Here is a 20,564-nt window from a genome sequence, read left to right on the forward strand (position 1 = left end):
TTATAGGGGTTACTCATTAAGATCCCCTCCTCCTCCCATCGATTAGTCATGGCGGATGGTTAAGGGCGTAGCGCCAATTATCGCATAACGTATGGGATGATAGACTCAGCCAGGTGGCGCGTAAATTTGCCTCAGGATCACAAAAAAGGAGCGTATAAACGCTCCTTTTATTCCACCTAACACATATCTTTTGCTAGGTTCTGTAAAGTACCTTAACCACATGCCAGCCGAATTTTGTTTTAACAAGATGTGGGACAAGCGTCTCACCAGAAAAACAAACTTTATCAAACTGAGGCACCATTTGGCCTTTTTGAAATTCGCCTAAGTCACCGCCCTTTTTGCCAGATGGACATGTTGAATACTTCTTCGCGAGTGCTTGAAATTTAGCGCCTTTTTTAAGCTGCTTAATAATGTCTTCTGCTTGTTCTTTATGCTTCACCAAAATATGAAGTGCTGCTGTTCTTGCCATGATCATTCTCTGTTTGTTTCTGTCAGTTGACTTACAAGCGTTGCTTAGAACATTGCCAAGGTACTGACTATTATAAATCGATTAATCGCTAACGACTTGTCGACATGAAGCCATCGACATTGAACGTAATTTTACCCCAAGATCTCGTGTTCTTCACTCTATAACCCAAAACAACTCTCCTAAAGCGTGGTAATCGGACACCCAATGACAGAACGCCGAGTTACGCTTTGTGTCCTGTACTTAGGTTTCACGATTTTTTCTTGGGCATAGGGTAGCTCTTACTCACAAATTCCACTTCCTCAACTTCATTGACATGATTGGTAAAAGAGGCCAATGCATAGAGAGTGTTCGCCACTAGGTTTGCGTATTTAAAAAGAATCGGGTCTGGCGATTTTTTGCTTTCATGATGTTCAATACTCACCAAAGCTCGCACAACTTTCTTAGCCTGACAACGACACAAGTGAAGTTCACTGGACACTCGGTGTCCACCGGGTAAGACGAAGCCTTTAAAACCCCCTTCTAGCTGCTCACGGATACGGTGATAGTCTTGCTTGAGCTCGACCAATTCAGACTCGGTGATGGCAAGCTTACCGCGCACAGAGCCATTCAAATGGTAGAGGTTTGGCTGCAAGCGTTGCAGGATCTCACGAACCTGAGGCTCTAGCTCTAAAGACAACACCAATCCAACTCGGCAACAAAGTTCATCCGATAAAATCTCAAAATCACAGATAGGACTGTCTTCATAAATAAACGGGTAACAAAACTCGTCCCAATCTCGACTTACTGGTTTCACGTACCGATCCTTACACATAAATAGTCATCAAACGCCAATATACCAAACTCTTGGATTTAGACATAAAAAAGCCCTCACATTGGAGGGATCCTAAAGAAATCGATTAAACGAGATTACTCATTAGACACTTTTTTGTGGCCTTCTTGTAGGTGAACAAAATCGACCAGATCGTCGCCTGACACTTGGTATGCTTGACCAAATCCTTTAACGAACAGGCCGTTCTCTGCTTTAAGGTTGAATAGAGAGAAGTCTTGAAGTTGGCTCAAACCATCAATGATTTCACCAAAACGCTCTTGCATCTGGCCGATCACTTGAGTCCAAAGCTCTGTTTCACGCTCTACAACACTTGCTTGAGCATCAAACGTTAAACGCTTACGTGCATAAAGCTGCTTCGAGCTCTCTTCGTCTTCGATCATCATCAAAGAGACTTGAGGGTTCGCTTTCAAGTTACGAGCATGACGAGCAATATCAGAAATGAGAACAAAGTAACCTTCTTGGTTCTGAACGAAAGGTGCGTAACTTACGTTCGGGCGACCTTCTTCATCAACCGTTGCAAGTTGAAGGGTACGGCGCTCTTGGCGAAACTCTTTAATTTCTGGACCTAGACGACCTTGTAGACGTTCTTGTTTTACTTGCTGTTCCATGGGTAATTCCTTTCTTCACGTTCTCTGATTTATTATTTTTGCCCGAGGTTGAGCGATCATTTCGCGAACTAAACGACCCTCGAGCATTGATGTCTTGTTTAAGCCAGTTGGCAACCCTATGTAAGATTGCTGCTGATTATTTACTATTGACTGTACTTAAGCTTGTTTTTTTAGCGCTTTGAAGCGTTCTACTTGGTCGGCAATCAGCTCACGCTTTTCATTGCGGCCTAAGTAAATCTTAAAAATGTTCTCGCCAGTTTCACTGAAGAAGCCGAAGTAATGACTTTCACGCCCCATGAACGCCTTGCTCACCAAACCGATATGTTTAACGTTATCCAGTTTTAGGTGGCCATGAAGCTCGCCCTCTTTGCCCATTAGGTTGTAGTAACCACGCGCTACTTTACCTTTCGGGAATGGCGCTTTTACTTCAAAGATAGAACCAAATGAATGCACAATTGTGGTCACAGGGCCCCAACCCACTAAACCTTCTAGAATCTCTTGAGCACGGCTGCCATCTAGCATTACCGCCATGTCGTTTGGAAAAGCAGCAACCACTTCAACCTCTGAAACACCTAGCTTCTCCGCAATGGCGGTCGCCAGTAGTTTTGGCTCTTCTTCTAGAATTCGAGCGACACGTTGTTCTAGAGTTTCTGTCATTTCTAATCTTGTCTCTGTCATTGAATAGGTTCCGTATAAACGAGTAATTTACGTAAGTTATAAACTAAAAATTCGAGATTAAGCGTGCTTCAAACTTGCATGCGGGTGTACGCCCGAACCTGACGCTTTAGGCGCTGGGTGCATAGTTTGATATTCAGCGTTGAGCACTTGAATTACACTCTGCGCTAGGCTTACTGCCCAAAAGCTGCCAGCAATAGTCAGGCTCAAATAATCTTCCGAAAGTTCAACTAAACCGTTCTTTTCCCAATGCGCAAACAGAGGTTTTAGGTAGTCGAACGTGTCTTGTCCCATAAAGCTCGGTAGCGTACTTCTTCTAACAACACCAGAATCGAAACCTGCCTTTAATGTTGAGAAGATTGGCTCTGCTGAGCTTTGCTTCGTCATCATGGCAATAGGTAATTGACCTTGCTTTATAGACTCCATGTAGCTCTCTAAAGTTCGATGCTGCATCACGCCATGACCACCGATGTTGCCACCAGCGCCACAACCAATGGGTAGAACTTCGGCATAAGTTTTCGCTAAGCTGTTGTAAATACTGCGTTCGCGGTTATCACGAGTCCAGTGATTCACGCTCAGTTGCTTAACCTTATTTTTTGCCATGAACTCCACACCTGCCAAATACATGCTCGCTTTATCGGGCGTATTGGCCGGTGGTGGGATTTTTCCTTTTTCAACAAGATTAAGCATAGGTGCATTGCCCGCAACAATCAGTTGGTAGAGGTCAATGCCGTGTGCGCCAGTAGACATGTAGTCTTCTAAATCTTGCAGGAACACTTCCATCGATTGGTGTGGTAATCCGTATAACAGATCAAGAACGATAGGCGCTTGCTCGGTGCGGCTTAGTGAACTGATACGTTCCAATACCACTTCTCGGTCATCTAGGCGCTTAGCACTGCGTCGAACTTGAGTATTGAAACTTTGAATACCGAATGAGAAACGATTGAAGCCACCTTCAAGCGCACGATAAAACATCTCGTCACCAAATCGATTGATGCGCCCTTCCAATGTCATCTCAACATCGTTTGCTAGTGGGAAATATTGACGAATCGCTTTACCCAGCTGTTCAACTTGCTGAGGTGACAAATCGGTGGGTGTTCCGCCACCAATATAGACCGCGTGAAATAGTCCAGACTGAGTCCAAGGTGTTTTGGCTTTCTGCTTTAGCTCAACCATCAGTGCGTCGAAATACTCATCCACTAATTTACGGCTTGCGGCATTTTGGAAGAAATTGCAGAACGTACAACGCACGCGACAAAAAGGAATGTGGATATACAAACAACGCTTATCCTGTTTTTTCCCTTCACTCAGTATCAGTTCGTCAAAGAGTTCTAACTTCTTACTGGGTTCGACCGGAATTGAACTTCCTCCAGCGTGCGCAGAATGCTTTTTCGCAAACGCAAAACGAAGCGGATCAGGGCTAGAAACGCCCAAGATTGATTCGTCAAATTTATAAATATCAAGACTCATATAATCTCTCTAAACACTCACATAGCAAAGTCTGGAAGACTATTCGCTAAAAACTGAGAGAATCATAAATACACGCAAATGATAATGCAATTGATAATTGATATTATTTAGATTCTAAGCAATAATCCGATAMAGAATTTTGATTTGGTAAAGGATTGATTGTGAACGTTCCTAGATATGTTATTGCAGGCGGTGCATCGTTAGTGATTCATGCAGCGTTGTTATTTGTCGCTCAAGAATCCAAAGTATTTGCGATGCCTGCAGGTAGCCGATCAAACACGGTATCAATCAACTTCACTCCTAACAGCGTTCCTTCACAAGCTCAGCAAAAAACAGTCACTGAGCCAGTTGAACCTGAGCCAATAAAAGAAACCGTCTCACAAGCTGAACCTAAACCAGTCGAACCAAAAACGGTTGAGCCAAAGCAAGCTAAGCCAACCCCAAAGAAAAAAGCGACTACCAATAAACCTCAACCAAAGAAAGTTGAGAAAAAAGTGCTTGAGAAGAAGGTTGTCGAGAAAAAGCAGGTTCCAAAGAAACCAATGACTGAGAAAAAGGTGGTGAAGAAAGAACGCCCAGAGCCAAAACCAGCCACTCAACCAGAGAAACTGGCCGACAACAAAGTCGATAAGAATATGGACGAATCTGCCAACCAGCCTCAAGAAGTAAATCAAGGCGTATCAAACCAAGAGCCAGTTTTGGTCACTCAACCTTCGTTCTCTGCGCGTCCTACCCCACCGAATTACCCTCGCCAAGCAAGACGTCGTGGCGTTGAAGGTGTCGCGACTTATGAGATCTGGTTAGACGCTGAAGGCAAACAAATTAAACAAGCATTAGTCAATTCATCAGGCGCGCTAATGCTCGATAACGCCGCATTAGAGGCCATTAAACAATGGAAATTCTCACCTCATACTGTCAATGGTCGAGCGATTGCTCACCGAGTACAAATACCTGTTCGTTTTAGGTTGGATTAATCATGCAACAAATCAGTTACTTACAAGATCAACTTGGCTTAATGACTTGGCCTCTTCTTATCTGTTCGGCATTAACAGCAATGATCATCGCTGAACGTGTCTTCCAAGTCATGCTCAGCATTGGTGTGGGCAAACGTGCCATTCGTCGTGAGTTAAACCAAATATCACCAACCAACAGTAAAGAGATTGAAGCGCTTGCTCAGTCGATTTCAGGTAAACGCCCGCTACTCTACAAGGGCGTGTCGATGTTGCTTGCTCACCACTGTTTCTCAAAAGGGTTACGTGAAGATGCTGCTGGGATCTGGCTACAAGAAAAACGCCACCAGCTTCATGCTGGCTTAAGACTGCTTGGTTTGATCGGTGTGATCAGCCCACTCATCGGCTTGCTTGGTACGGTACTTGGTCTTATTGAGATGTTTAAAGGCGTTGCTGCGACAACAGGCAGCATCACACCTAATGATTTGGCAGACGGTCTTGGATTAGCAATGCGAACCACAGCTGCGGGTTTGATGATTGCGCTTCCCGCTATTTCAGGTGCTCAGTTACTCGGGCTATGGGCCGATCGAGTGCTTGCTCAGCTAGAACATACTCTGAACTATGTGAATGTGTGGTTAGAAGGCATGTCGATTCAAACCAATCAGTCTGATGATACTCAAGGTAAACCTGTCAACAAAACCTCTATCGGTGATGTGAGCCAAGCATGATTAAGACGCCCAACTCATCGAACACACAGAGCCTAGCGCCGGACTTAACACCACTGCTCGACATCATTTTTATCGTGATGGTTTTTCTATTGCTTACGGCATCGGTAAAGCTGGAATCGCTAGAAGTTGAGCTGCCAAGCTCGGATGTTAAAAACGTTTCAGAAGTCTACAAAGACTCGATTAGCGTCAATATTTTAGACCGCGAACCCTACTGGGCAATTAACGGCCAAGAGTACATCGACTGGGAAAACTTCAAGATTGCCCTGTTAGAAGAGACTGGTTCAACGGATAAAAAACCGATCATCATTGGCGCGGACAAAGCCGCCAACGTTGAAAACCTAGTGAAGTTGCTGTCATTCCTTCAAGAGAACGGAATACCAGCGACTCAATTGCTCACTGACGATGGCTAGAACAATACTCAATTTTTATGAGGCCTAGCGTTTATGAAATTTGGCTCCTGTTACTAAGACCAAATAGCCAGAGCTAAACCTCTATCGATTCGAACTCACAATGCGAACGGACTGCTCACTGAGTCTCTTCGCGATACAAAAAGAAAATATAAAGAACTTATTATGAACAACTTAAATGTGCTCAATAAATTAAAGACCAAGACACACCTCCTTTCAGTTGCCGCTATGAGCTTGTCACTTAGCGCACCCGCAATGGCCAACGACGCTGAACAACCTCGAATCATCAGTGCGGGCAGTGCCGTTACTGAATTGGTTTTAGCATTAGGTGCTGAAGAGCAGTTAGTCGCAATTGATATAACCAGCCACTTTCCTGAAGCAGAAAACCTGCCAAAGATTGGTTATCACCGAAACCTGTCTGCGGAAGGCTTACTTGCCCTAGAACCGACCACCTTGATTGGCTCAGATGAAATGGGACCTGACAACGCGATTTCTCAATTGAAATCGGCGGGTGTCGATGTAGAGATCGTCAACACTGAAGAGAATGTTGAAGGGCTGTTAAAGCGTATCGACCAAATCGCCAAGATTACCCATACCGAAGCACACTCACAGCAAGTTAAAGCTGAAGTAAATCAGAAGATTGCTGTACTGAAAGCGAACCAAGTACCAAGCAACGAAGCGAAGAAGGTGCTTTTCCTATTGCTGCATGAAGGTCGTCCTGCGAATGTTGCCGGCGGTGAAACGTCACCAAACGCGATCATTGAATTGGCTGGCGGTGTGAACCCTGCCGCTCAAAGCCTAACGTCTTACAAGCCACTATCGATGGAGTCACTGGTAGAAATGCAGCCAGATGTCATCTTAGTCAGCGGCCGTAGCTACCAAAAAATCGGCGGTGCGGATGCCATCCTTAAATCGTTACCTATGTTAGCGGCAACCCCTGCAGGTATGAACAAGCAAATCATCACCGTGAATGGCAGTGCTTTGGTTGGTGGGCTTGGCCTAGAAAGTCTCTCTGAAGCCAAGCGTTTAAACGCACTTATCTACCCGCTATAACTCGACCACCCTATTTCTGCTATCGCTAATCCACTCCCCCTCACCACAGACTCACGTTGTTAGTAAAGGGGATTGAAGTTAGAGATAGATATTGAGGCCCTTTATGTTGTTACGATCCGTCCCACTGAAAACATCGATGTTAGGCCTAGGTGCTACCCTAGTCTTCGTCGCACTGTTTTCAATCACCGTTGGGCCAATGAACATTAGCTTGGCTGACAGCGCAGCGAGCTTACTCCAGCCAAACAATGACTTGGCCCCCCACATCAACTTGGTGATTCAAGAGATTCGCTTACCTAGAACCATTTTGTGTATGTTGATTGGTGCGATTCTCGCGTTATGTGGTGCTGTTATGCAGGGCTTATTTCGAAACCCGCTGGCTGAGCCTGGGATCATCGGTGTGTCTGCTGGTGCGGCGCTAGGTGCAGCACTGGCCATCGTACTTTTCTCTGAGTTATCACTTCAATACCCTGCTTTCATGAACTTTGCTGCGGTTCCTGTGTTCGCTTTTCTTGGCGGCGCTTTAACCACCCTGTTGGTCTATAAGTTGGGCACCGGTAAATTCGGCACCTCTGTCACCATCATGTTGTTGGCGGGTGTGGCAATCAGTGCGCTCTCTGGCGCTGGTATTGGCTTCTTGAACTTCATTGCTGACGACCAAATGCTGCGCGATCTTTCATTATGGTCGATGGGCTCATTGGCGGGCGCTAAGTGGTCAGGCATTTTGCTGGCAGCTGTCACGCTCGTTGGATTGTTTGTTGTTTTCTACCGCCAAGCGATGTCTCTAAATGCTCTATTATTGGGTGAGTCAGAAGCGCAACACCTTGGCATCCCAGTTCAAAAGCTTAAACGAAAGCTGATTCTACTGACGGCTGCAGGCGTTGGTATCACGGTGAGCCTGTCTGGCATGATTGGGTTTATTGGATTGGTTATCCCACATTTAGGTCGCATGTTGGCAGGCCCTGACCACCGAGTTCTGTTACCACTATCCGCAGTACTAGGCGCACTACTGCTAACCGCCGCAGACATGTTCTCACGTGTGGTACTTGCTCCGGCTGAACTTCCTGTTGGTATTGTCACTGCGATTATCGGCGCTCCATTCTTCTTGTACCTTCTATTTCAACAGAAAGGGAGAATCCTTTAATGTTTCCTTCAGCGTTAAAAGCGACTGATATCGAAGTGAAGTTCGGCAGTAAAGTGATATTAGATAGCGTTTCGATTGAGATTGAAGCGGGAAAGGTAACCACACTGCTTGGGCCAAATGGCGCAGGAAAAAGCACACTGCTTAAAGCACTTTGCCAAGAGATATCAAGCAACGGTGATATTCAATACTTTGGACACAACAAAGACAAATGGCCTTCTCAAAGATTGGCAAAGCATCTGGCTATGCTTCCTCAACACAGCACATTGACCTTCCCATTCTTGGCACATGAAGTTGTCGAGCTTGGTGGGATTCCTCTGCAAGAATCCAACAAGAAGCTGACCAGCATTGCTCGCCAAAAAATGGAGGTGGCTGATGTAACTCACTTGAGTGAAAGGCTCTACCCGTCTTTATCTGGCGGTGAAAAGCAGCGAGTGCACTTGGCTCGAGTGTTAACCCAGCTTCATCACTCTGGTGATCAGTGTATTTTGATGCTTGATGAACCAACGTCTGCATTGGATCTTGCCCACCAGCACAACACCTTAAAGGTTGCGAGAAAATTAGCCGATAACCACAATGCCGCAGTTATCATCGTGTTGCATGACCTGAACTTAGCCGCGCAGTATTCCGATCGATTAGTGGTATTGAAAGATGGCAATTTAGTGTGTGATGGCAGCCCTTGGGAAGCACTCCACCCTTCAATGATCGAAGAGGTATATGGGTACAGAAGCATCGTAGAAAAACACCCAACCATGAGCTTCCCACAGGTACACTCTGCACAATAAGTCTCGTTAGGGGTCTGCGTTTTGGAGTAGCGACCCCATGTATCACCTACCGGTCTACTCTAAGCCTCGATTATTTCGAGGTTTTCTAACTCAAATCCACTTTTTCACCTCAAAAACCATTTATAACGCCATCAGCAGTCAATCTAACACTACCCACTCTGAGTCATTGGAGAATATAAAAAATAGTTATCTTTGATTGCCCTTGCTTTTAATTAATGATTCGAACTAGTCCATAGTGCATTAACGTAAATATATTAAGCTAAAATAAACAGCGGCTGAGTTGGATAAGTGAACATAAGCAACAGAATATAAAGATAAGTGAAATGACAAACATAAAAAAAGCTCCCTCAGGAGCTCATTTTAATCTATATTAATTATTGACTCATACGAATCAATGATTTACCGATTAGCCACTCAAGTACTTTACCACTTGAATCACCAAACTGAGTTTCTGTCAGTTTGTATAAACGAACAATACCGTTTTCAGCAAACTCATGGGCGCTTTCAGTCACAACGATATGATGGAAAAGCAAACGTAAAATGGCTAAAAACTCGGCGTCCTCAAGCGCACTAATCCAACTATCAGAAAAGGCATCAAGCCCATTTTCGAAGTCAACGTGTTCCATAAACATTTTGAAAATACGACCATCTAAAGCAGCAGTAAAATCCGTTTTCTTTGGAAAGTGATGACTGATACCAGTACGAGAAACCCCCGTTTGCTGACTTAATGTCGTGTACGACATCTTGTCATAACCCAATCTTAGTAACTGGTCGACAACGGCATCCATGATCTTCTGGATTGTAATTTCTGTATCTTCTTTACTACGCTTTGGCATATTCAGGCTCTTCTCTTTGTCAATCCATCTCGCCCCATCAAGAGGAGCGCGAATGAAAATCGTTATCCGCATTATGTGAACAAGGTGCTTTTCCGCAAGTATTTTTAACTCACCCTACACCCATACTTTGCACAAACAAATCTGCATTGGCACCTCTTTGGACGCTTTAACAATTTGTTCTCGAATTATCACCTTACGATCCTAGGTCAATAATTTTTAATAACCACTTAGAAAATGAAATACTCACAAGAATTCATTGTATAAATAACTATCAAGCGATAGATACTCTTATAAAATCATTCTTGAAGCAACTAAGTGGATGATATTCTGACAAAGTAATAACAGTTGCCTTCAGGAAAACATGATGGAGATCACATACATATTTTGCGCCGCGAATTCAAATATCCATTTAATACCCATATAAACAACATATCGAACGATAAAAAATCAGCTCAAAGATTTTTATTTTTGTAGATACCGTTCAAATTGCTCGTTAGAATAACCTCAGACTTTGTAAGAGGATTATTTATGAGCCAAGATATGGGTAATAACGATGTGTGTGAAGCTTGCGGTTGTGCAGGTGAAATCGGCTTCATCATTAAAGAAGGTGATGATGTTGCTGAAGTAACGATCTACGGTAACTCTAAAGCTCTCATTGAAGCAGAGTTCGCTAAGTATGTTGAGCTAGCAAAGCAAGTGTCGAGCAATGTCGAATTTGAAGCCTCTGAGGTAACAGAAGAGAGCACGGAATTACAAGCTCGCTTTAAATTTGAAGTGAGTGCTGAAAAAATTATTTTTGAACTTAAAACCCGCTCTCTAGCGCGTTAGTATAAGTATCAATAAGATTGAAAAGACGAGCGCATTACTCGTCTTTTTTTTTCATTTCAACCCAACTAAGCGCACCATTAGTCTCAAAGTCATTTTCTGCTACACATTGAATCACGACGCCAGAAACCTCAATAATAGCGCCAATACTAAAAGCTTTATCATTGTAATAACAAATTCGGTGCTTTGAATCAGCATGAGACACGATCACGGCTGTATTGGTAGGTGTTGATGTGATCTTCTTTGCATTCACTGATAGAGAACAAAACAGTAAACTTAAAATGGCGACCCCGTTAACCATTTGGCGCCCGACTCCAATCACTGATTTACCTTTCATTGTCACTCAATTCCTTTTTTACAGACCAGTAAATGAGTAAAACACTATGCGAGAATTTTTTTATCATTATAGTGTATAACGTCTATCGAAATTAGAAGCTTGTTATGCTGCGAATAATTGCACTTATTATTGGTTCTTTAACCATAACAAATGTCACTGCTGAACCACTCGATCAGTATCAAATATTGAACCATCTGGATAATTACGGAAATTTATCCCTACGTAATAAACCTTATACATCGCTCCCTAATGATCTGGTGGTTAATGGTAACCTCAATATCGAAAATACAGCTATCACACGTTTACCCAAAGGCTTAGAGGTGAATGGTAGTCTTGAAGCGTCTAACAGCCAACTGGCTCGCGTTCCCTCTGGAGTGAAGATAAAAGGCTACGCCGACTTGATGGGCAGCCAAATCACCCGTTGGCCTAGAGGCGTCCAGGTGGGGGGATTTATCAACCTCACCGATACTCCCCTAACGAAGCTACCAAACGGATTCAGAGTCAAAGGTGACCTCAGTGTAATTCGAACGCCTTTAACAGAGCTACCCAACGGAATCGTAATTGATGGTGATTTATATATCGGCGGTTCTGCCATTACCGTGTTCCCCGAGACTATGACAGTCAAAGGCAATATCTACTTAGGGGGCAACACGGTCACCACATGGCCAGCCAATCTAGAACTCGGTGGTGCTGTCGCTCGCTAAATGAGGCCAAAGGCGCTTATTATCGACATGGCAGAAAGGACAAAACAACCCATAAAAAAGGAGCCTAAGGCTCCTTTTTCAATTCCATCTATTGATTGGCAAAATAATCGCTGCTTCTCTTATGCGTTAGCTAACTGCAGTACTATTCACTCGCATGACATTCGCTAGCCAATGTTCTTCACAGGGTTCGCATAACTGTCGATTAAATACTGACGAGCACCTTGTGGTAAGCCCGATAGTTTATTTTCAAACTCTTGCTTAACCGCTGCTGTAATCGACTCGTCTTCTTTTTCTGCTGCCAGCAAGTTCACAGGAAACAGTTTGTAGTTATCGTGGATTTGACGATCGATCTCTTCAGCAAGCGCTTCAGGCGTGTCAAAATCCTGGTCAATAACCTGACCGAAACCAACGTGAACGCGTCCTTTATTACCGATGATGCCTTGAATGATACTTTCGATATCTTCAAACTCACCTTTTTCGTAACTGCCGTTTACGTCTTTTTCGAAAAGCTCTATCGCTTTAGCGGTATCACATGGGTCGTTCTCGTAAGAAATAGCCACAGGAACGATCTTCAATGACTTCACGTATTCAGGAAAAGGCATTTTTTGCTTACGTCCTTCAACATGGAACATTTTCAAGATTGCAGGCTCGGTAAAATCGTTACCGTCTTTAGCACGACCTTCCTTTTGAGCGATCCAGATTGAGTTACCCGTTTCCAGAGAATGCTTAATGTAAGAAGACAACTGCCCCAGCGCTTTCATCATCTCACGCGGTCCTTTCAAAGAACGCTTTACGATAAAGCTCTTGTTCAAACGCATCAATTCTGTCGCACATGGCTTCTTTAGCAGGTTATCACCAATCGCGATACGACAAGTCTGGTGATTATTTTGATGCAGAGCGTAGTTTACCAACGCAGGATCCATGGCAATATCACGATGGTTTGATACAAACAGATAAGCTTGATTCGTATCCAGTGACTCAACCCCCGTGTACGTTACACCATTGGTGGTTTTCGCGAGCGTATCACGTAAGTACTTTTTCACTTCAATCTGAATGGATTCAACGCTAGTCAGCTTGCTCCATTTCATTTTTAGGTACACACGTAAAATTGGGCTCATTAGTGCTTTGAACCAAGACGCATGGTTTGAAAAACGATAGTGCAGAATCGCACTGATAAATTCTTCATCATTAATAAGGCGGTTTAGTGCCGCTGGAATTTCATCATCGCCGTAAGGACGAATATCAACATATGGATCGGTTGGAGAGGTCATTTTTTCATTCATATAATAAAAAGCTGGCTCATTCTACGCGTTGTTTTGACTTATCGCAGCTACAGAGCCCATACTTTTGACAAGGTCAGACCAGAAATATTGAAAATCCCCGGTTATTGTTGGCATTCGTTAAGATTAACGGTAATCTTGACGCCCCAAAATTAAGGTACTATCTATGAACTTTGCTATTGAATATACATCGGCTTACTTTTCACACTTGGTGATTACACCACGTAAGAAAGTACTCAAACATAGCCTTGTATCGGTTCAAAGTGGCTTGGTTTTGATTAAGCTGGGGAAACAAGAGTATGCCGTTGAACCAGGACAAAGTGTCTGGATTCCATACGACTGCCTAACGTCATTGACTTACTTCCCAAACACCCAAATCAATCGTGTCGATTTCTCTGTACGTTTGACGGACACCTTCCCAAAACAGGCAGGTTACATCACGCAAACTAACCTCTCTTTGGCGCTACTAGAAAAGCTTGAGGCCACTAAATCTCGAACATCCAATGCCAATAATACTGAACAAGCGTTTAAAGATATGCTTTCTGTATTAAAGCAAGAAGTGTTGTCGTTTAAACCACTGCTTTGTGAAAGTGCTCTTTCTCAGCGATTCAACCAATGGAACATTGATGACTCCAACCTGCCACAAGAGCACACGCTGGTGATGGTGATGCGAGAAGCGAAGAAACGCATGCAATCTGGCCAGAAGCGTTCACTGGTGATTGACGATCTATTCTCAGGCAAGGAAGAAGAGTTCGAGCAACTGTGTATGCTTGTTTTTGGTGACGACCTGTAAGCACCAAGATACTAAGAAGACTGAAATCGTAGTCCAGATACAAAAAAGCCGCTAAAACTGAGTTTTTGCGGCTTTTTTAATAGTTAGTATTCAGACGCAGGTCGCCATCTCTCTGTGTATCTGTCTAAAATGGCAACTCAATCTGCATCATGAGATCGGCCTCTCGTGACTCATGCCAGCGGTAATCAAAGCGAATGCGAGGTTGCCCCTCAACTTTCTCACCAAAGCCAATACTCAATAGTAAGCCATGATTTAACAACCACTCTTCGGTTGACATATCAGCCACCTCATCTGCCAGATCTTCTGGAAACCACGTCCCCAAACCAATATAACTTGATTCAATGTTTTGTGTTAGCAGAGGGACGTCTTCACTTTGAAGAACCCAATCAGACCAATAGTCCGATTGACTTTTCGGTTGCTCATCGCTCAGACCGCTGATTTCCATAATACGTTGTCCAAGAGACTCAATACCCATTGAAAGATCTAAGCAGTTGCCGTCGTCAGAGACCAGCATGATCGAATCTAACCGAAAAAAATCACACTCAGCATAAGCAGGCATGCATCCAGCCAAGAACAAGGTCGCTGGTATTGCGCGCTTTAACATAGTCCTCTGACCTCTTAATAAATGGGTTTACATTATCGAATACAGTCCACTACCTTGCAATATCTTTGTTACTGACTTAGTACTCAGTTTTGCAATATCGTTTCCATTTAGAAGCGCATTACGTATGTCTGTACTGCGTATTTTTACTTTTTCTGGGCAAGCCATTACCGACCATCTTTCGGTAATTTCATCCGCTTTGTAGAAAGATGAAAATTTAAAGAAATTATCAGGCCCTATAACGAATGTCAGTTCAGCGTCACGATGTAATTTCTGCAGCTCGTTCAGGACAGCATAAGTCGTCACACTTTCACCTGGCGTAAATAGACTCTTTTCAATCACGGAAAGCGCCACTTGCTCCAGTGAAAGATCGCGAATAAATGCGTTAACTAACTGACATCTCGTATCAAAGTCTAGCATCTCTTTTCCCCAAGCATGGGCAATACTTGGAACCAGGAGAATTTTGTCAAAGTGAGCCAACGAATCAATCACACTTTTGTGCCCTAAGCTCGGTGGATTAAACGCACTACCGAAAATGGCTATTTTTTCCATTATTAATTACTGCCTTCTCTTTCTAAGCTTGTGCAAAGAGGTTTTTAAATCGGATGATTTATGTATGATAACACTAGATTTTTAATTTGCTTGCAGGAAAGGAATACGAATGGAACAGTTAATTCGTGACGAAATGCGCGTACTACCTTCAATTGACCCTCACTTCGAAGTGACTCGTCGTGTGGACTTTATCAAAACGAAACTTCAGCAGTCAGGCTGCAAGTCTCTGATCCTTGGTATCAGTGGCGGTGTGGATTCGACAACTTGTGGCCGCTTAGCGCAGATGGCCGTTGATAGCCTAAATGACAGTGCGGGTAGCGACGACTACCAATTCATCGCGGTTCGCCTACCGTACGGTGAACAAAAAGATGAAGACGAAGCGCAACTTGCGCTCTCTTTCATTCAGCCTTCTCAATCTGTTTCTGTAAACATTAAAGCAGGGGTTGATGGGCTGCATGCTGCTTCTCACGTTGCGCTTGAAGGCACAGGTTTATTACCAACAGACTCCGCAAAAATCGACTTTGTGAAAGGCAATGTGAAAGCTCGCGCTCGCATGATCGCGCAATACGAAATTGCAGGTTACGTTGGCGGTTTGGTGATTGGTACTGACCACTCAGCAGAAAACATTACTGGCTTTTACACTAAGCACGGTGATGGTGCGTGTGACTTAGCCCCTTTGTTCGGCCTCAACAAACGTCAAGTTCGTGAACTAGCAGCAACACTGGGCGCTCCAGAGCTACTGGTTAAGAAAGTACCAACGGCTGATCTCGAAGAGCTTGAACCACAGAAAGCCGATGAAGCCGCATTGAACCTTTCTTACGATCAAATCGATGATTTCCTTGAAGGTAAAGCCGTGCCTCAAGATGTATCCGATCGCTTAGTGAGCATCTACAAAGCCACACAGCATAAGCGTCAACCTATCCCAACGATCTACGATTAATTTTTTGAATTAGTCTCAGAGTTAAAAAGGCCGGAAGCTCATTCACGAACTTCCGGCCTTTTCTATTGAATGCTTTTTGTTTTAACCGAACAAGTTGTTAATCCACAACTTCGATATCGGTTTGCGGCACACTGCAACACGCCAGTATCTGGCCCATATTGCGTTCATGCTCTTGCAGTGCAGGCACATCTGGTTGGTGAACTTGCCCTGACTCAAGGGTCACTTTACAAGCGCCACAAAACCCCGCACGGCAGCTTGAAGCGATAGGCACACCCGCCGACTCCGCTTGCTCTAATAACGTTGCTTGGTTATTACCTTCGAACAAGTAGCCATTAACACTTAACTGCAGTTGCTTCACCGCCTCTTCAGTAGACTGGGTAACACCAAATGTTTCTTGATGGTAGTGCAAAGGGTTGAGTCCCATTTGAATCAACAGTGTCTTGGCATTCTCCATAAAGCCATCAGGGCCACACACAAATGCTTGGCGCTTATGCAGCTCTTCAATGTTAGCGATATGCGACACGCTCAGACGCCCAGATAAACCCTCCCACTCTTTCGTTGGCTGGCTTAGCGAATAGATGACACGCAGCCCTGCATGCTCACTAGCCATTTGATCGATCTCCGCTTGATAAGGGATATCTTCTTCGCTACTGCATTGATGATAGAAAACCACATCCTCTATTTTGCCGTGATCGGCTAAGTAACGAAGCATCGACAACATCGGGGTAATGCCGCTGCCGGCAGACAACAGCAGTAGTGGATGCTTAGGGTTTTCTTCGAGATAGAAAGCGCCATCGGGGTTTTGAGCAACCAGTGTATCACCGACTTGGAAGCGGTCATTGAGCCAGTTTGAGATTAGACCATCATTGACTCGCTTGACAGAAATCGCCAAGCGACCGGCACGTGAAGGACTCGAAGATAGTGTGTAACGACGAGACACTTTTTCACCATCAATCACCATCTCAATCGGCAGATGTTGCCCTGGCTGATAGCTTGGTAATGAATGGTTCTCTTTCGCTGGTTCTAGCCAGAACGTTGTGAAATCGCGAGCGATCTCTTCACGCTCAACGCAAGTTAAATGCAGTGACTCTACCCAAGTGTCTTCGTAGTGTTCTTTCTCTTTGGTTTCAAGTACCTCAACGATGTCACCCGCTTTCACCAGACCTTCATTTTTCGCCACCAGATTCTGACCAAAGAAAACACCACCACGCTCGTTGGCTCTGAATGTAGAGAAGGTATTGAGCGGCTCTTTTGTCGCTCTGAATTCGCCGCTCTCAACATCAACTGTCGTTAAGATACAGCGTTCACAAGGTTTCACCGCTTCGAATTCAACCTCACCAATTCGGATACGCTTCCAGCCGTCTTCGGCAAAGGCTTCGGTATTGGAAACCACAAAGTTGGTGCGGAACTGCTCCATTGAATGAACTTCAGGGCTGCGGCGGTTGAGCTCATCAAGAGAGGCTTGGCTGATTATTAACATTGGGTAGCCGTCTGCAAAACTCACATTATGACCAAGCTTTTCTCGAACACGATTTGATTGCTCACCACAGAACAGCAGTTCTACGCGAACACCCAACACATCGCTAAACCAATCATCCGCCTCGTCGTGGGTGGTATACGCAGTAAAACTGTCTTTCCACACCGTTGCAGGCGCTTCTTGCATCTTGAAGTTTGCATATTTCAGGCGCAGCGGCTCTTTACCTTCATAAGTAAAAATCAAACCGTCTGGTTGCAAACTAGAAGATACCTTAACCATTTTAGGGTACTTACGTGCCGTCACCATTGAGCCGTCAGCCAACGCCAGCATAAAACGTCTGTCAAAGGTAAGCCCCTGTTTTTCTACCCAAGCAGAAGAGAGCGCGATCCCGCCCACTGATTTAACTGGAAACACATTGATTTGGGATAAAGAGGGATCTTGAGCTGAACGCTGTTGATACGAAGGTGACTGCGACATAACGATTCCAATGTTTTGTTGTTTGTCCCAATGCTAACAAATGGTTATAAATAGATAAACTGGCAGGTATTAAACACTTGATACTAAGCTAATATATTAAGACGCTTAAATGACGATCTTGAAACATTAAAGACAGAAAACACATTAACAGACTACTGCATACTTTCTATACTTGAACGATCTCGCATAACGCTTTCTTTGCATTAAAAGGATTCACCATGAACAAACTCGTTATTATTATCTTGTGTGTACTGCTTCCACCGGTTGGCGTGTTCTTTGCTCGCGGCGCTGGTAAAGATTTGCTAATTAACATCATCCTTACTTTCTTTTTCTGGGTGCCAGGAATGATCCACGGGCTTTGGGTAGCCAAGATTGTGGAATATAGACACAATTTGAAACCAAGTAAACCAGACTTCTACCTTGAATGGTTAAAAATAGGATGAAATAAAAGTGCTTTTCCACTATCATCCTGTCGCCTAAACGTAAGCGATTGCTTTCACAGATTTCGCCGAGTTTAGGCTCCAACTACATAACACTTCAAATGGTGGGAGCCTTCAATGACACAACTTACGATTACTCGTCCTGACGACTGGCACGTTCATCTACGCGATGGCGAAGTATTAAAAGATACAGTGCGCGATATCAGCCGCTACAATGGTCGAGCGTTAATCATGCCAAACACCATCCCACCGGTAACCGATACCGAAATGGCTCTTGCTTACCGTGAACGCATTATGGCAGAGCAGCCAAGCGAGCAATTCCAACCTCTGATGGCACTTTACCTGACAGACAACACAACACCTGATGAAATTCGCAAAGCGAAAGAGTCTGGCGCTGTTGTTGCAGCAAAACTGTACCCAGCAGGTGCAACGACAAACTCTGATTCAGGCGTAACATCAGCGCAAAAAATTTACCACGTACTAGAAGCCATGCAAGAAGTGGGTATGTTGTTACTTGTACACGGTGAAGTAACCACTCACGATATTGATATTTTTGACCGTGAAAAGCAGTTCCTAGACACAGTGCTGGCCCCGATTGTGAACGACTTCCCTAACCTGAAGATTGTTCTAGAGCACATCACAACCGCAGATGCAGCAAGCTTTGTTAAGAACGCGAACGACAACGTCGCGGCAACCATTACCGCTCACCACCTGCTTTACAACCGTAACCACATGTTGGTTGGCGGGATTAAACCACACTTCTACTGCCTTCCTATCCTGAAGCGTAACACTCACCAATTAGCGCTTATCGAAGCTGCAACCAGCGGCAGCAAGAAGTTCTTCTTGGGTACAGACTCAGCACCACACGCAAAAGGCGCAAAAGAGTCAGCCTGTGGTTGTGCAGGTTCTTACACAGCGCACGCTGCCGTTGAACTGTACGCAGAAGTGTTCGACTTAGAAGGTAAGATTGAGAACCTAGAAGCGTTTGCGAGCCATAATGGTCCTGACTTCTACGGTATTCCACGCAACACAGACACCATCACTCTGGTTAAAGAAGAGTGGGACGTTGCTGAAACCATGCCTTTCGGTTCAGACATCGTTGTGCCAATCCGTGGCGGCGAGACGATGGCTTGGTCTGTAAAATAATGCTTGGATTGTAGAGTAAGAGCGTAGACCGCTATCTAAGTCCAGTCTATTGAATTAAAAGGGGCCCCATACTAATTATGGTGCCCCCTTTTTTCGTTGCGTAGAGCGGTGGTTTTATTAAGGTCAATAATTAACGATCACTTACCGCGAATTTTTTCAATCGCAGTCCAAACCGCTACAACCATCAATCCAGCGAAAACACCAATCACAGCGTTCAATAGCGTTGGAATCACTGCGGTCACAATCGTATGCCCACCAAAATCCATAAGAATAGGCTCAATTAAGTGATGAATCGCAGGAACATTGTGCACCACAATCCCACCACCAACCAAGAACATCGCAGCGGTACCAACCACAGTAAGCATCTTCATTAACTTTGGGGTAAATGCGACTAACGCGCCACCCAGCTTGGCCTTTAGCCCTTCACCGTTAGACGTACGTTCAAGGTAAAAACCTAAATCGTCTAGCTTAACGATTCCTGCTACCAAGCCATATACCCCCATCGTCATCACAACCGCAATTAAGCTGACGACAATAATTTGATTCATGATGCTTGCGCCCGCTACAGTACCCAATGCAATCACAATGATTTCCGCAGATAAGATGAAATCGGTGCGAATCGCGCCTGCAACCTTTCTCTTTTCATATTCCTCGATGGATTCACCAGTGCTCGAATCCTTTTCCTTATCGTCATGCTGATGAGCATGAGGAGAGAGCTTCTCTAAAATTTTCTCCGCCCCTTCAAAACAAAGAAACAGGCCACCAAGCAGAAGGAGCGGCATGATCAGCCAAGGAATAAAAGCACTGATCAATAATGCTGCGGGGACTAGAATTAGCTTGTTTTTAAATGAGCCTTTTGCGACCGCCCATACCACTGGGATTTCACGTTCAGCAGAAACCCCTGACACTTGTTGAGCATTAAGTGCTAAATCATCACCCAATACACCTGCGGTTTTTTTCGCCGCCACTTTGGACATCAGTGCGACATCATCCAATACGGTTGTAATGTCGTCCAGCAGTGTTAATAAACTTGCTCCAGCCATC

Annotated in this window: 23 protein-coding genes and 1 pseudogene; 12 read left to right on the forward strand and 12 right to left on the reverse strand. The window is 44.4% G+C overall.

Translation table 11 applies throughout. The features are described 5' to 3' along the window. Positions 1–193 precede the first annotated feature (193 nt). The 5 genes from L4B77_RS12975 to hutW all read right to left on the reverse strand — a co-directional run bounded on the left by L4B77_RS12975 (position 194) and on the right by hutW (position 4,051). On the reverse strand, positions 194–469 hold the full coding sequence (locus L4B77_RS12975) for a peptidylprolyl isomerase (RefSeq protein WP_429750901.1): 276 nt from the start codon (positions 467–469) through the stop codon (positions 194–196). A 247-nt stretch (positions 470–716) separates the two neighbouring features. Next, positions 717–1,262 (reverse strand): ATP:cob(I)alamin adenosyltransferase, encoded by a 546-nt coding sequence (locus L4B77_RS12980; RefSeq protein WP_261840677.1) that lies wholly within the window; start codon positions 1,260–1,262, stop codon positions 717–719. 113 nt (positions 1,263–1,375) lie between these two features. Then, positions 1,376–1,906: a heme utilization protein HutZ gene (hutZ, locus tag L4B77_RS12985; protein ID WP_004731858.1), complete on the reverse strand. Its 531-nt coding sequence runs from the start codon at positions 1,904–1,906 to the stop codon at positions 1,376–1,378. 156 nt (positions 1,907–2,062) lie between these two features. Next, on the reverse strand, positions 2,063–2,584 hold the full coding sequence (hutX, locus tag L4B77_RS12990) for a heme utilization cystosolic carrier protein HutX (protein WP_261840676.1): 522 nt from the start codon (positions 2,582–2,584) through the stop codon (positions 2,063–2,065). 57 nt (positions 2,585–2,641) lie between these two features. Then, positions 2,642–4,051, reverse strand: a complete 1,410-nt coding sequence (gene hutW / locus L4B77_RS12995; RefSeq protein ID WP_429750906.1) for a heme anaerobic degradation radical SAM methyltransferase ChuW/HutW — start codon at positions 4,049–4,051, stop codon at positions 2,642–2,644. A 161-nt stretch (positions 4,052–4,212) separates the two neighbouring features. On the opposite strand from hutW, the gene L4B77_RS13000 reads away from it, so the two are divergent. The 6 genes from L4B77_RS13000 (at position 4,213) to L4B77_RS13025 (ending at position 9,112) form a co-directional block, all read left to right on the forward strand. After that, a complete protein-coding gene (locus L4B77_RS13000; protein ID WP_429750908.1) occupies positions 4,213–5,025 on the forward strand; it encodes an energy transducer TonB in 813 nt (270 codons plus the stop codon). Between the two features lie 2 nt (positions 5,026–5,027). Beyond that, positions 5,028–5,729, forward strand: a complete 702-nt coding sequence (locus L4B77_RS13005; RefSeq protein WP_429750910.1) for a MotA/TolQ/ExbB proton channel family protein — start codon at positions 5,028–5,030, stop codon at positions 5,727–5,729. Then, entirely contained in the window at positions 5,726–6,139 is a 414-nt protein-coding gene (locus tag L4B77_RS13010; RefSeq protein WP_429750912.1) for an ExbD/TolR family protein, read from the forward strand. The genes L4B77_RS13005 and L4B77_RS13010 overlap by 4 nt, the downstream gene beginning before the upstream one ends. 162 nt (positions 6,140–6,301) lie before the next feature. Beyond that, on the forward strand, positions 6,302–7,189 hold the full coding sequence (locus tag L4B77_RS13015; RefSeq protein WP_429750914.1) for a heme/hemin ABC transporter substrate-binding protein: 888 nt from the start codon (positions 6,302–6,304) through the stop codon (positions 7,187–7,189). Between the two features lie 103 nt (positions 7,190–7,292). Further along, positions 7,293–8,330, forward strand: a complete 1,038-nt coding sequence (locus L4B77_RS13020; protein WP_048609731.1) for a FecCD family ABC transporter permease — start codon at positions 7,293–7,295, stop codon at positions 8,328–8,330. Then, a complete protein-coding gene (locus tag L4B77_RS13025) occupies positions 8,330–9,112 on the forward strand; it encodes a heme ABC transporter ATP-binding protein (RefSeq protein WP_429750916.1) in 783 nt (260 codons plus the stop codon). The genes L4B77_RS13020 and L4B77_RS13025 overlap by 1 nt, the downstream gene beginning before the upstream one ends. A 374-nt stretch (positions 9,113–9,486) precedes the next feature. Here the strand turns inward: L4B77_RS13025 and L4B77_RS13030 are convergent, their stop codons facing one another. Continuing rightward, a complete protein-coding gene (locus L4B77_RS13030) occupies positions 9,487–9,948 on the reverse strand; it encodes a TetR/AcrR family transcriptional regulator (RefSeq protein ID WP_261840671.1) in 462 nt (153 codons plus the stop codon). 528 nt (positions 9,949–10,476) lie between these two features. Between L4B77_RS13030 and L4B77_RS13035 the strand changes: the two genes are divergently transcribed. Then, positions 10,477–10,776, forward strand: a complete 300-nt coding sequence (locus tag L4B77_RS13035; protein WP_261840670.1) for a YfcZ/YiiS family protein — start codon at positions 10,477–10,479, stop codon at positions 10,774–10,776. Positions 10,777–10,810: 34 nt separating this feature from the next. Here L4B77_RS13035 and L4B77_RS13040 read toward each other — a convergent pair whose 3' ends face one another. Continuing rightward, positions 10,811–11,110 (reverse strand): DUF1496 domain-containing protein, encoded by a 300-nt coding sequence (locus L4B77_RS13040; RefSeq protein ID WP_372067323.1) that lies wholly within the window; start codon positions 11,108–11,110, stop codon positions 10,811–10,813. Between the two features lie 104 nt (positions 11,111–11,214). Between L4B77_RS13040 and L4B77_RS13045 the strand changes: the two genes are divergently transcribed. Beyond that, positions 11,215–11,814: a hypothetical protein gene (locus L4B77_RS13045; protein ID WP_261840668.1), complete on the forward strand. Its 600-nt coding sequence runs from the start codon at positions 11,215–11,217 to the stop codon at positions 11,812–11,814. A 164-nt stretch (positions 11,815–11,978) separates the two neighbouring features. On the opposite strand, the gene L4B77_RS13050 is transcribed toward L4B77_RS13045, so the two are convergent. After that, positions 11,979–13,085: a 1-acyl-sn-glycerol-3-phosphate acyltransferase gene (locus L4B77_RS13050; RefSeq protein WP_429750919.1), complete on the reverse strand. Its 1,107-nt coding sequence runs from the start codon at positions 13,083–13,085 to the stop codon at positions 11,979–11,981. Between the two features lie 175 nt (positions 13,086–13,260). Here L4B77_RS13050 and L4B77_RS13055 point away from each other — a divergent pair, with 175 nt between their 5' ends. Then, on the forward strand, positions 13,261–13,887 hold the full coding sequence (locus L4B77_RS13055; RefSeq protein ID WP_261840666.1) for an AraC family transcriptional regulator: 627 nt from the start codon (positions 13,261–13,263) through the stop codon (positions 13,885–13,887). A 124-nt stretch (positions 13,888–14,011) separates the two neighbouring features. On the opposite strand, the gene L4B77_RS13060 is transcribed toward L4B77_RS13055, so the two are convergent. Both L4B77_RS13060 and L4B77_RS13065 read right to left on the reverse strand, forming a co-directional pair. Continuing rightward, positions 14,012–14,491: a hypothetical protein gene (locus tag L4B77_RS13060; protein WP_261840665.1), complete on the reverse strand. Its 480-nt coding sequence runs from the start codon at positions 14,489–14,491 to the stop codon at positions 14,012–14,014. 27 nt (positions 14,492–14,518) lie between these two features. Beyond that, positions 14,519–15,040, reverse strand: a complete 522-nt coding sequence (locus L4B77_RS13065; RefSeq protein WP_372067316.1) for a nicotinate-nicotinamide nucleotide adenylyltransferase — start codon at positions 15,038–15,040, stop codon at positions 14,519–14,521. Between the two features lie 109 nt (positions 15,041–15,149). Here L4B77_RS13065 and nadE point away from each other — a divergent pair, with 109 nt between their 5' ends. After that, complete coding sequence (gene nadE, locus L4B77_RS13070) at positions 15,150–15,980, forward strand: NAD(+) synthase (protein WP_261840663.1); 831 nt, start codon at positions 15,150–15,152, stop codon at positions 15,978–15,980. A gap of 97 nt (positions 15,981–16,077) precedes the next feature. Here nadE and L4B77_RS13075 read toward each other — a convergent pair whose 3' ends face one another. Then, positions 16,078–17,934: an MOSC N-terminal beta barrel domain-containing protein gene (locus L4B77_RS13075; protein ID WP_372041064.1), complete on the reverse strand. Its 1,857-nt coding sequence runs from the start codon at positions 17,932–17,934 to the stop codon at positions 16,078–16,080. Between the two features lie 218 nt (positions 17,935–18,152). On the opposite strand from L4B77_RS13075, the pseudogene L4B77_RS13080 reads away from it, so the two are divergent. Beyond that, positions 18,153–18,302: pseudogene (locus tag L4B77_RS13080) on the forward strand (YqaE/Pmp3 family membrane protein); the annotation flags it as partial. A gap of 189 nt (positions 18,303–18,491) precedes the next feature. Then, complete coding sequence (pyrC, locus tag L4B77_RS13085; protein WP_429750922.1) at positions 18,492–19,520, forward strand: dihydroorotase; 1,029 nt, start codon at positions 18,492–18,494, stop codon at positions 19,518–19,520. A 137-nt stretch (positions 19,521–19,657) separates the two neighbouring features. Here pyrC and L4B77_RS13090 read toward each other — a convergent pair whose 3' ends face one another. After that, positions 19,658–20,563 (reverse strand): DUF808 domain-containing protein, encoded by a 906-nt coding sequence (locus L4B77_RS13090; RefSeq protein ID WP_429750924.1) that lies wholly within the window; start codon positions 20,561–20,563, stop codon positions 19,658–19,660. Between the last annotated feature and the right edge of the window lies 1 nt (position 20,564).

It is taken from the genome of Vibrio minamisatsumaniensis (assembly GCF_050337445.1).
Taxonomy (GTDB): Bacteria; Pseudomonadota; Gammaproteobacteria; order Enterobacterales; family Vibrionaceae; genus Vibrio; species Vibrio artabrorum.

Bases quoted from the DNA above. Each gene is read 5' to 3' on its own strand.
- L4B77_RS13060 (WP_261840665.1), bottom strand. From the start codon at position 14,491: ATGTTAAAGCGCGCAATACCAGCGACCTTGTTCTTGGCTGGATGCATG.
- L4B77_RS12975 (WP_429750901.1), bottom strand. From the start codon at position 469: ATGGCAAGAACAGCAGCACTTCATATTTTGGTGAAGCATAAAGAACAA.
- L4B77_RS13045 (WP_261840668.1), top strand. From the start codon at position 11,215: ATGCTGCGAATAATTGCACTTATTATTGGTTCTTTAACCATAACAAAT.
- L4B77_RS13055 (WP_261840666.1), top strand. From the start codon at position 13,261: ATGAACTTTGCTATTGAATATACATCGGCTTACTTTTCACACTTGGTG.
- L4B77_RS13035 (WP_261840670.1), top strand. From the start codon at position 10,477: ATGAGCCAAGATATGGGTAATAACGATGTGTGTGAAGCTTGCGGTTGT.
- L4B77_RS13025 (WP_429750916.1), top strand. From the start codon at position 8,330: ATGTTTCCTTCAGCGTTAAAAGCGACTGATATCGAAGTGAAGTTCGGC.
- hutW (WP_429750906.1), bottom strand. From the start codon at position 4,051: ATGAGTCTTGATATTTATAAATTTGACGAATCAATCTTGGGCGTTTCT.
- hutZ (WP_004731858.1), bottom strand. From the start codon at position 1,906: ATGGAACAGCAAGTAAAACAAGAACGTCTACAAGGTCGTCTAGGTCCA.
- L4B77_RS13030 (WP_261840671.1), bottom strand. From the start codon at position 9,948: ATGCCAAAGCGTAGTAAAGAAGATACAGAAATTACAATCCAGAAGATC.
- L4B77_RS13015 (WP_429750914.1), top strand. From the start codon at position 6,302: ATGAACAACTTAAATGTGCTCAATAAATTAAAGACCAAGACACACCTC.
- L4B77_RS13090 (WP_429750924.1), bottom strand. From the start codon at position 20,563: ATGGCTGGAGCAAGTTTATTAACACTGCTGGACGACATTACAACCGTA.
- L4B77_RS13075 (WP_372041064.1), bottom strand. From the start codon at position 17,934: ATGTCGCAGTCACCTTCGTATCAACAGCGTTCAGCTCAAGATCCCTCT.
- L4B77_RS13020 (WP_048609731.1), top strand. From the start codon at position 7,293: ATGTTGTTACGATCCGTCCCACTGAAAACATCGATGTTAGGCCTAGGT.
- L4B77_RS13010 (WP_429750912.1), top strand. From the start codon at position 5,726: ATGATTAAGACGCCCAACTCATCGAACACACAGAGCCTAGCGCCGGAC.
- L4B77_RS13005 (WP_429750910.1), top strand. From the start codon at position 5,028: ATGCAACAAATCAGTTACTTACAAGATCAACTTGGCTTAATGACTTGG.
- L4B77_RS13050 (WP_429750919.1), bottom strand. From the start codon at position 13,085: ATGACCTCTCCAACCGATCCATATGTTGATATTCGTCCTTACGGCGAT.
- hutX (WP_261840676.1), bottom strand. From the start codon at position 2,584: ATGACAGAGACAAGATTAGAAATGACAGAAACTCTAGAACAACGTGTC.
- pyrC (WP_429750922.1), top strand. From the start codon at position 18,492: ATGACACAACTTACGATTACTCGTCCTGACGACTGGCACGTTCATCTA.
- nadE (WP_261840663.1), top strand. From the start codon at position 15,150: ATGGAACAGTTAATTCGTGACGAAATGCGCGTACTACCTTCAATTGAC.
- L4B77_RS13065 (WP_372067316.1), bottom strand. From the start codon at position 15,040: ATGGAAAAAATAGCCATTTTCGGTAGTGCGTTTAATCCACCGAGCTTA.
- L4B77_RS13040 (WP_372067323.1), bottom strand. From the start codon at position 11,110: ATGAAAGGTAAATCAGTGATTGGAGTCGGGCGCCAAATGGTTAACGGG.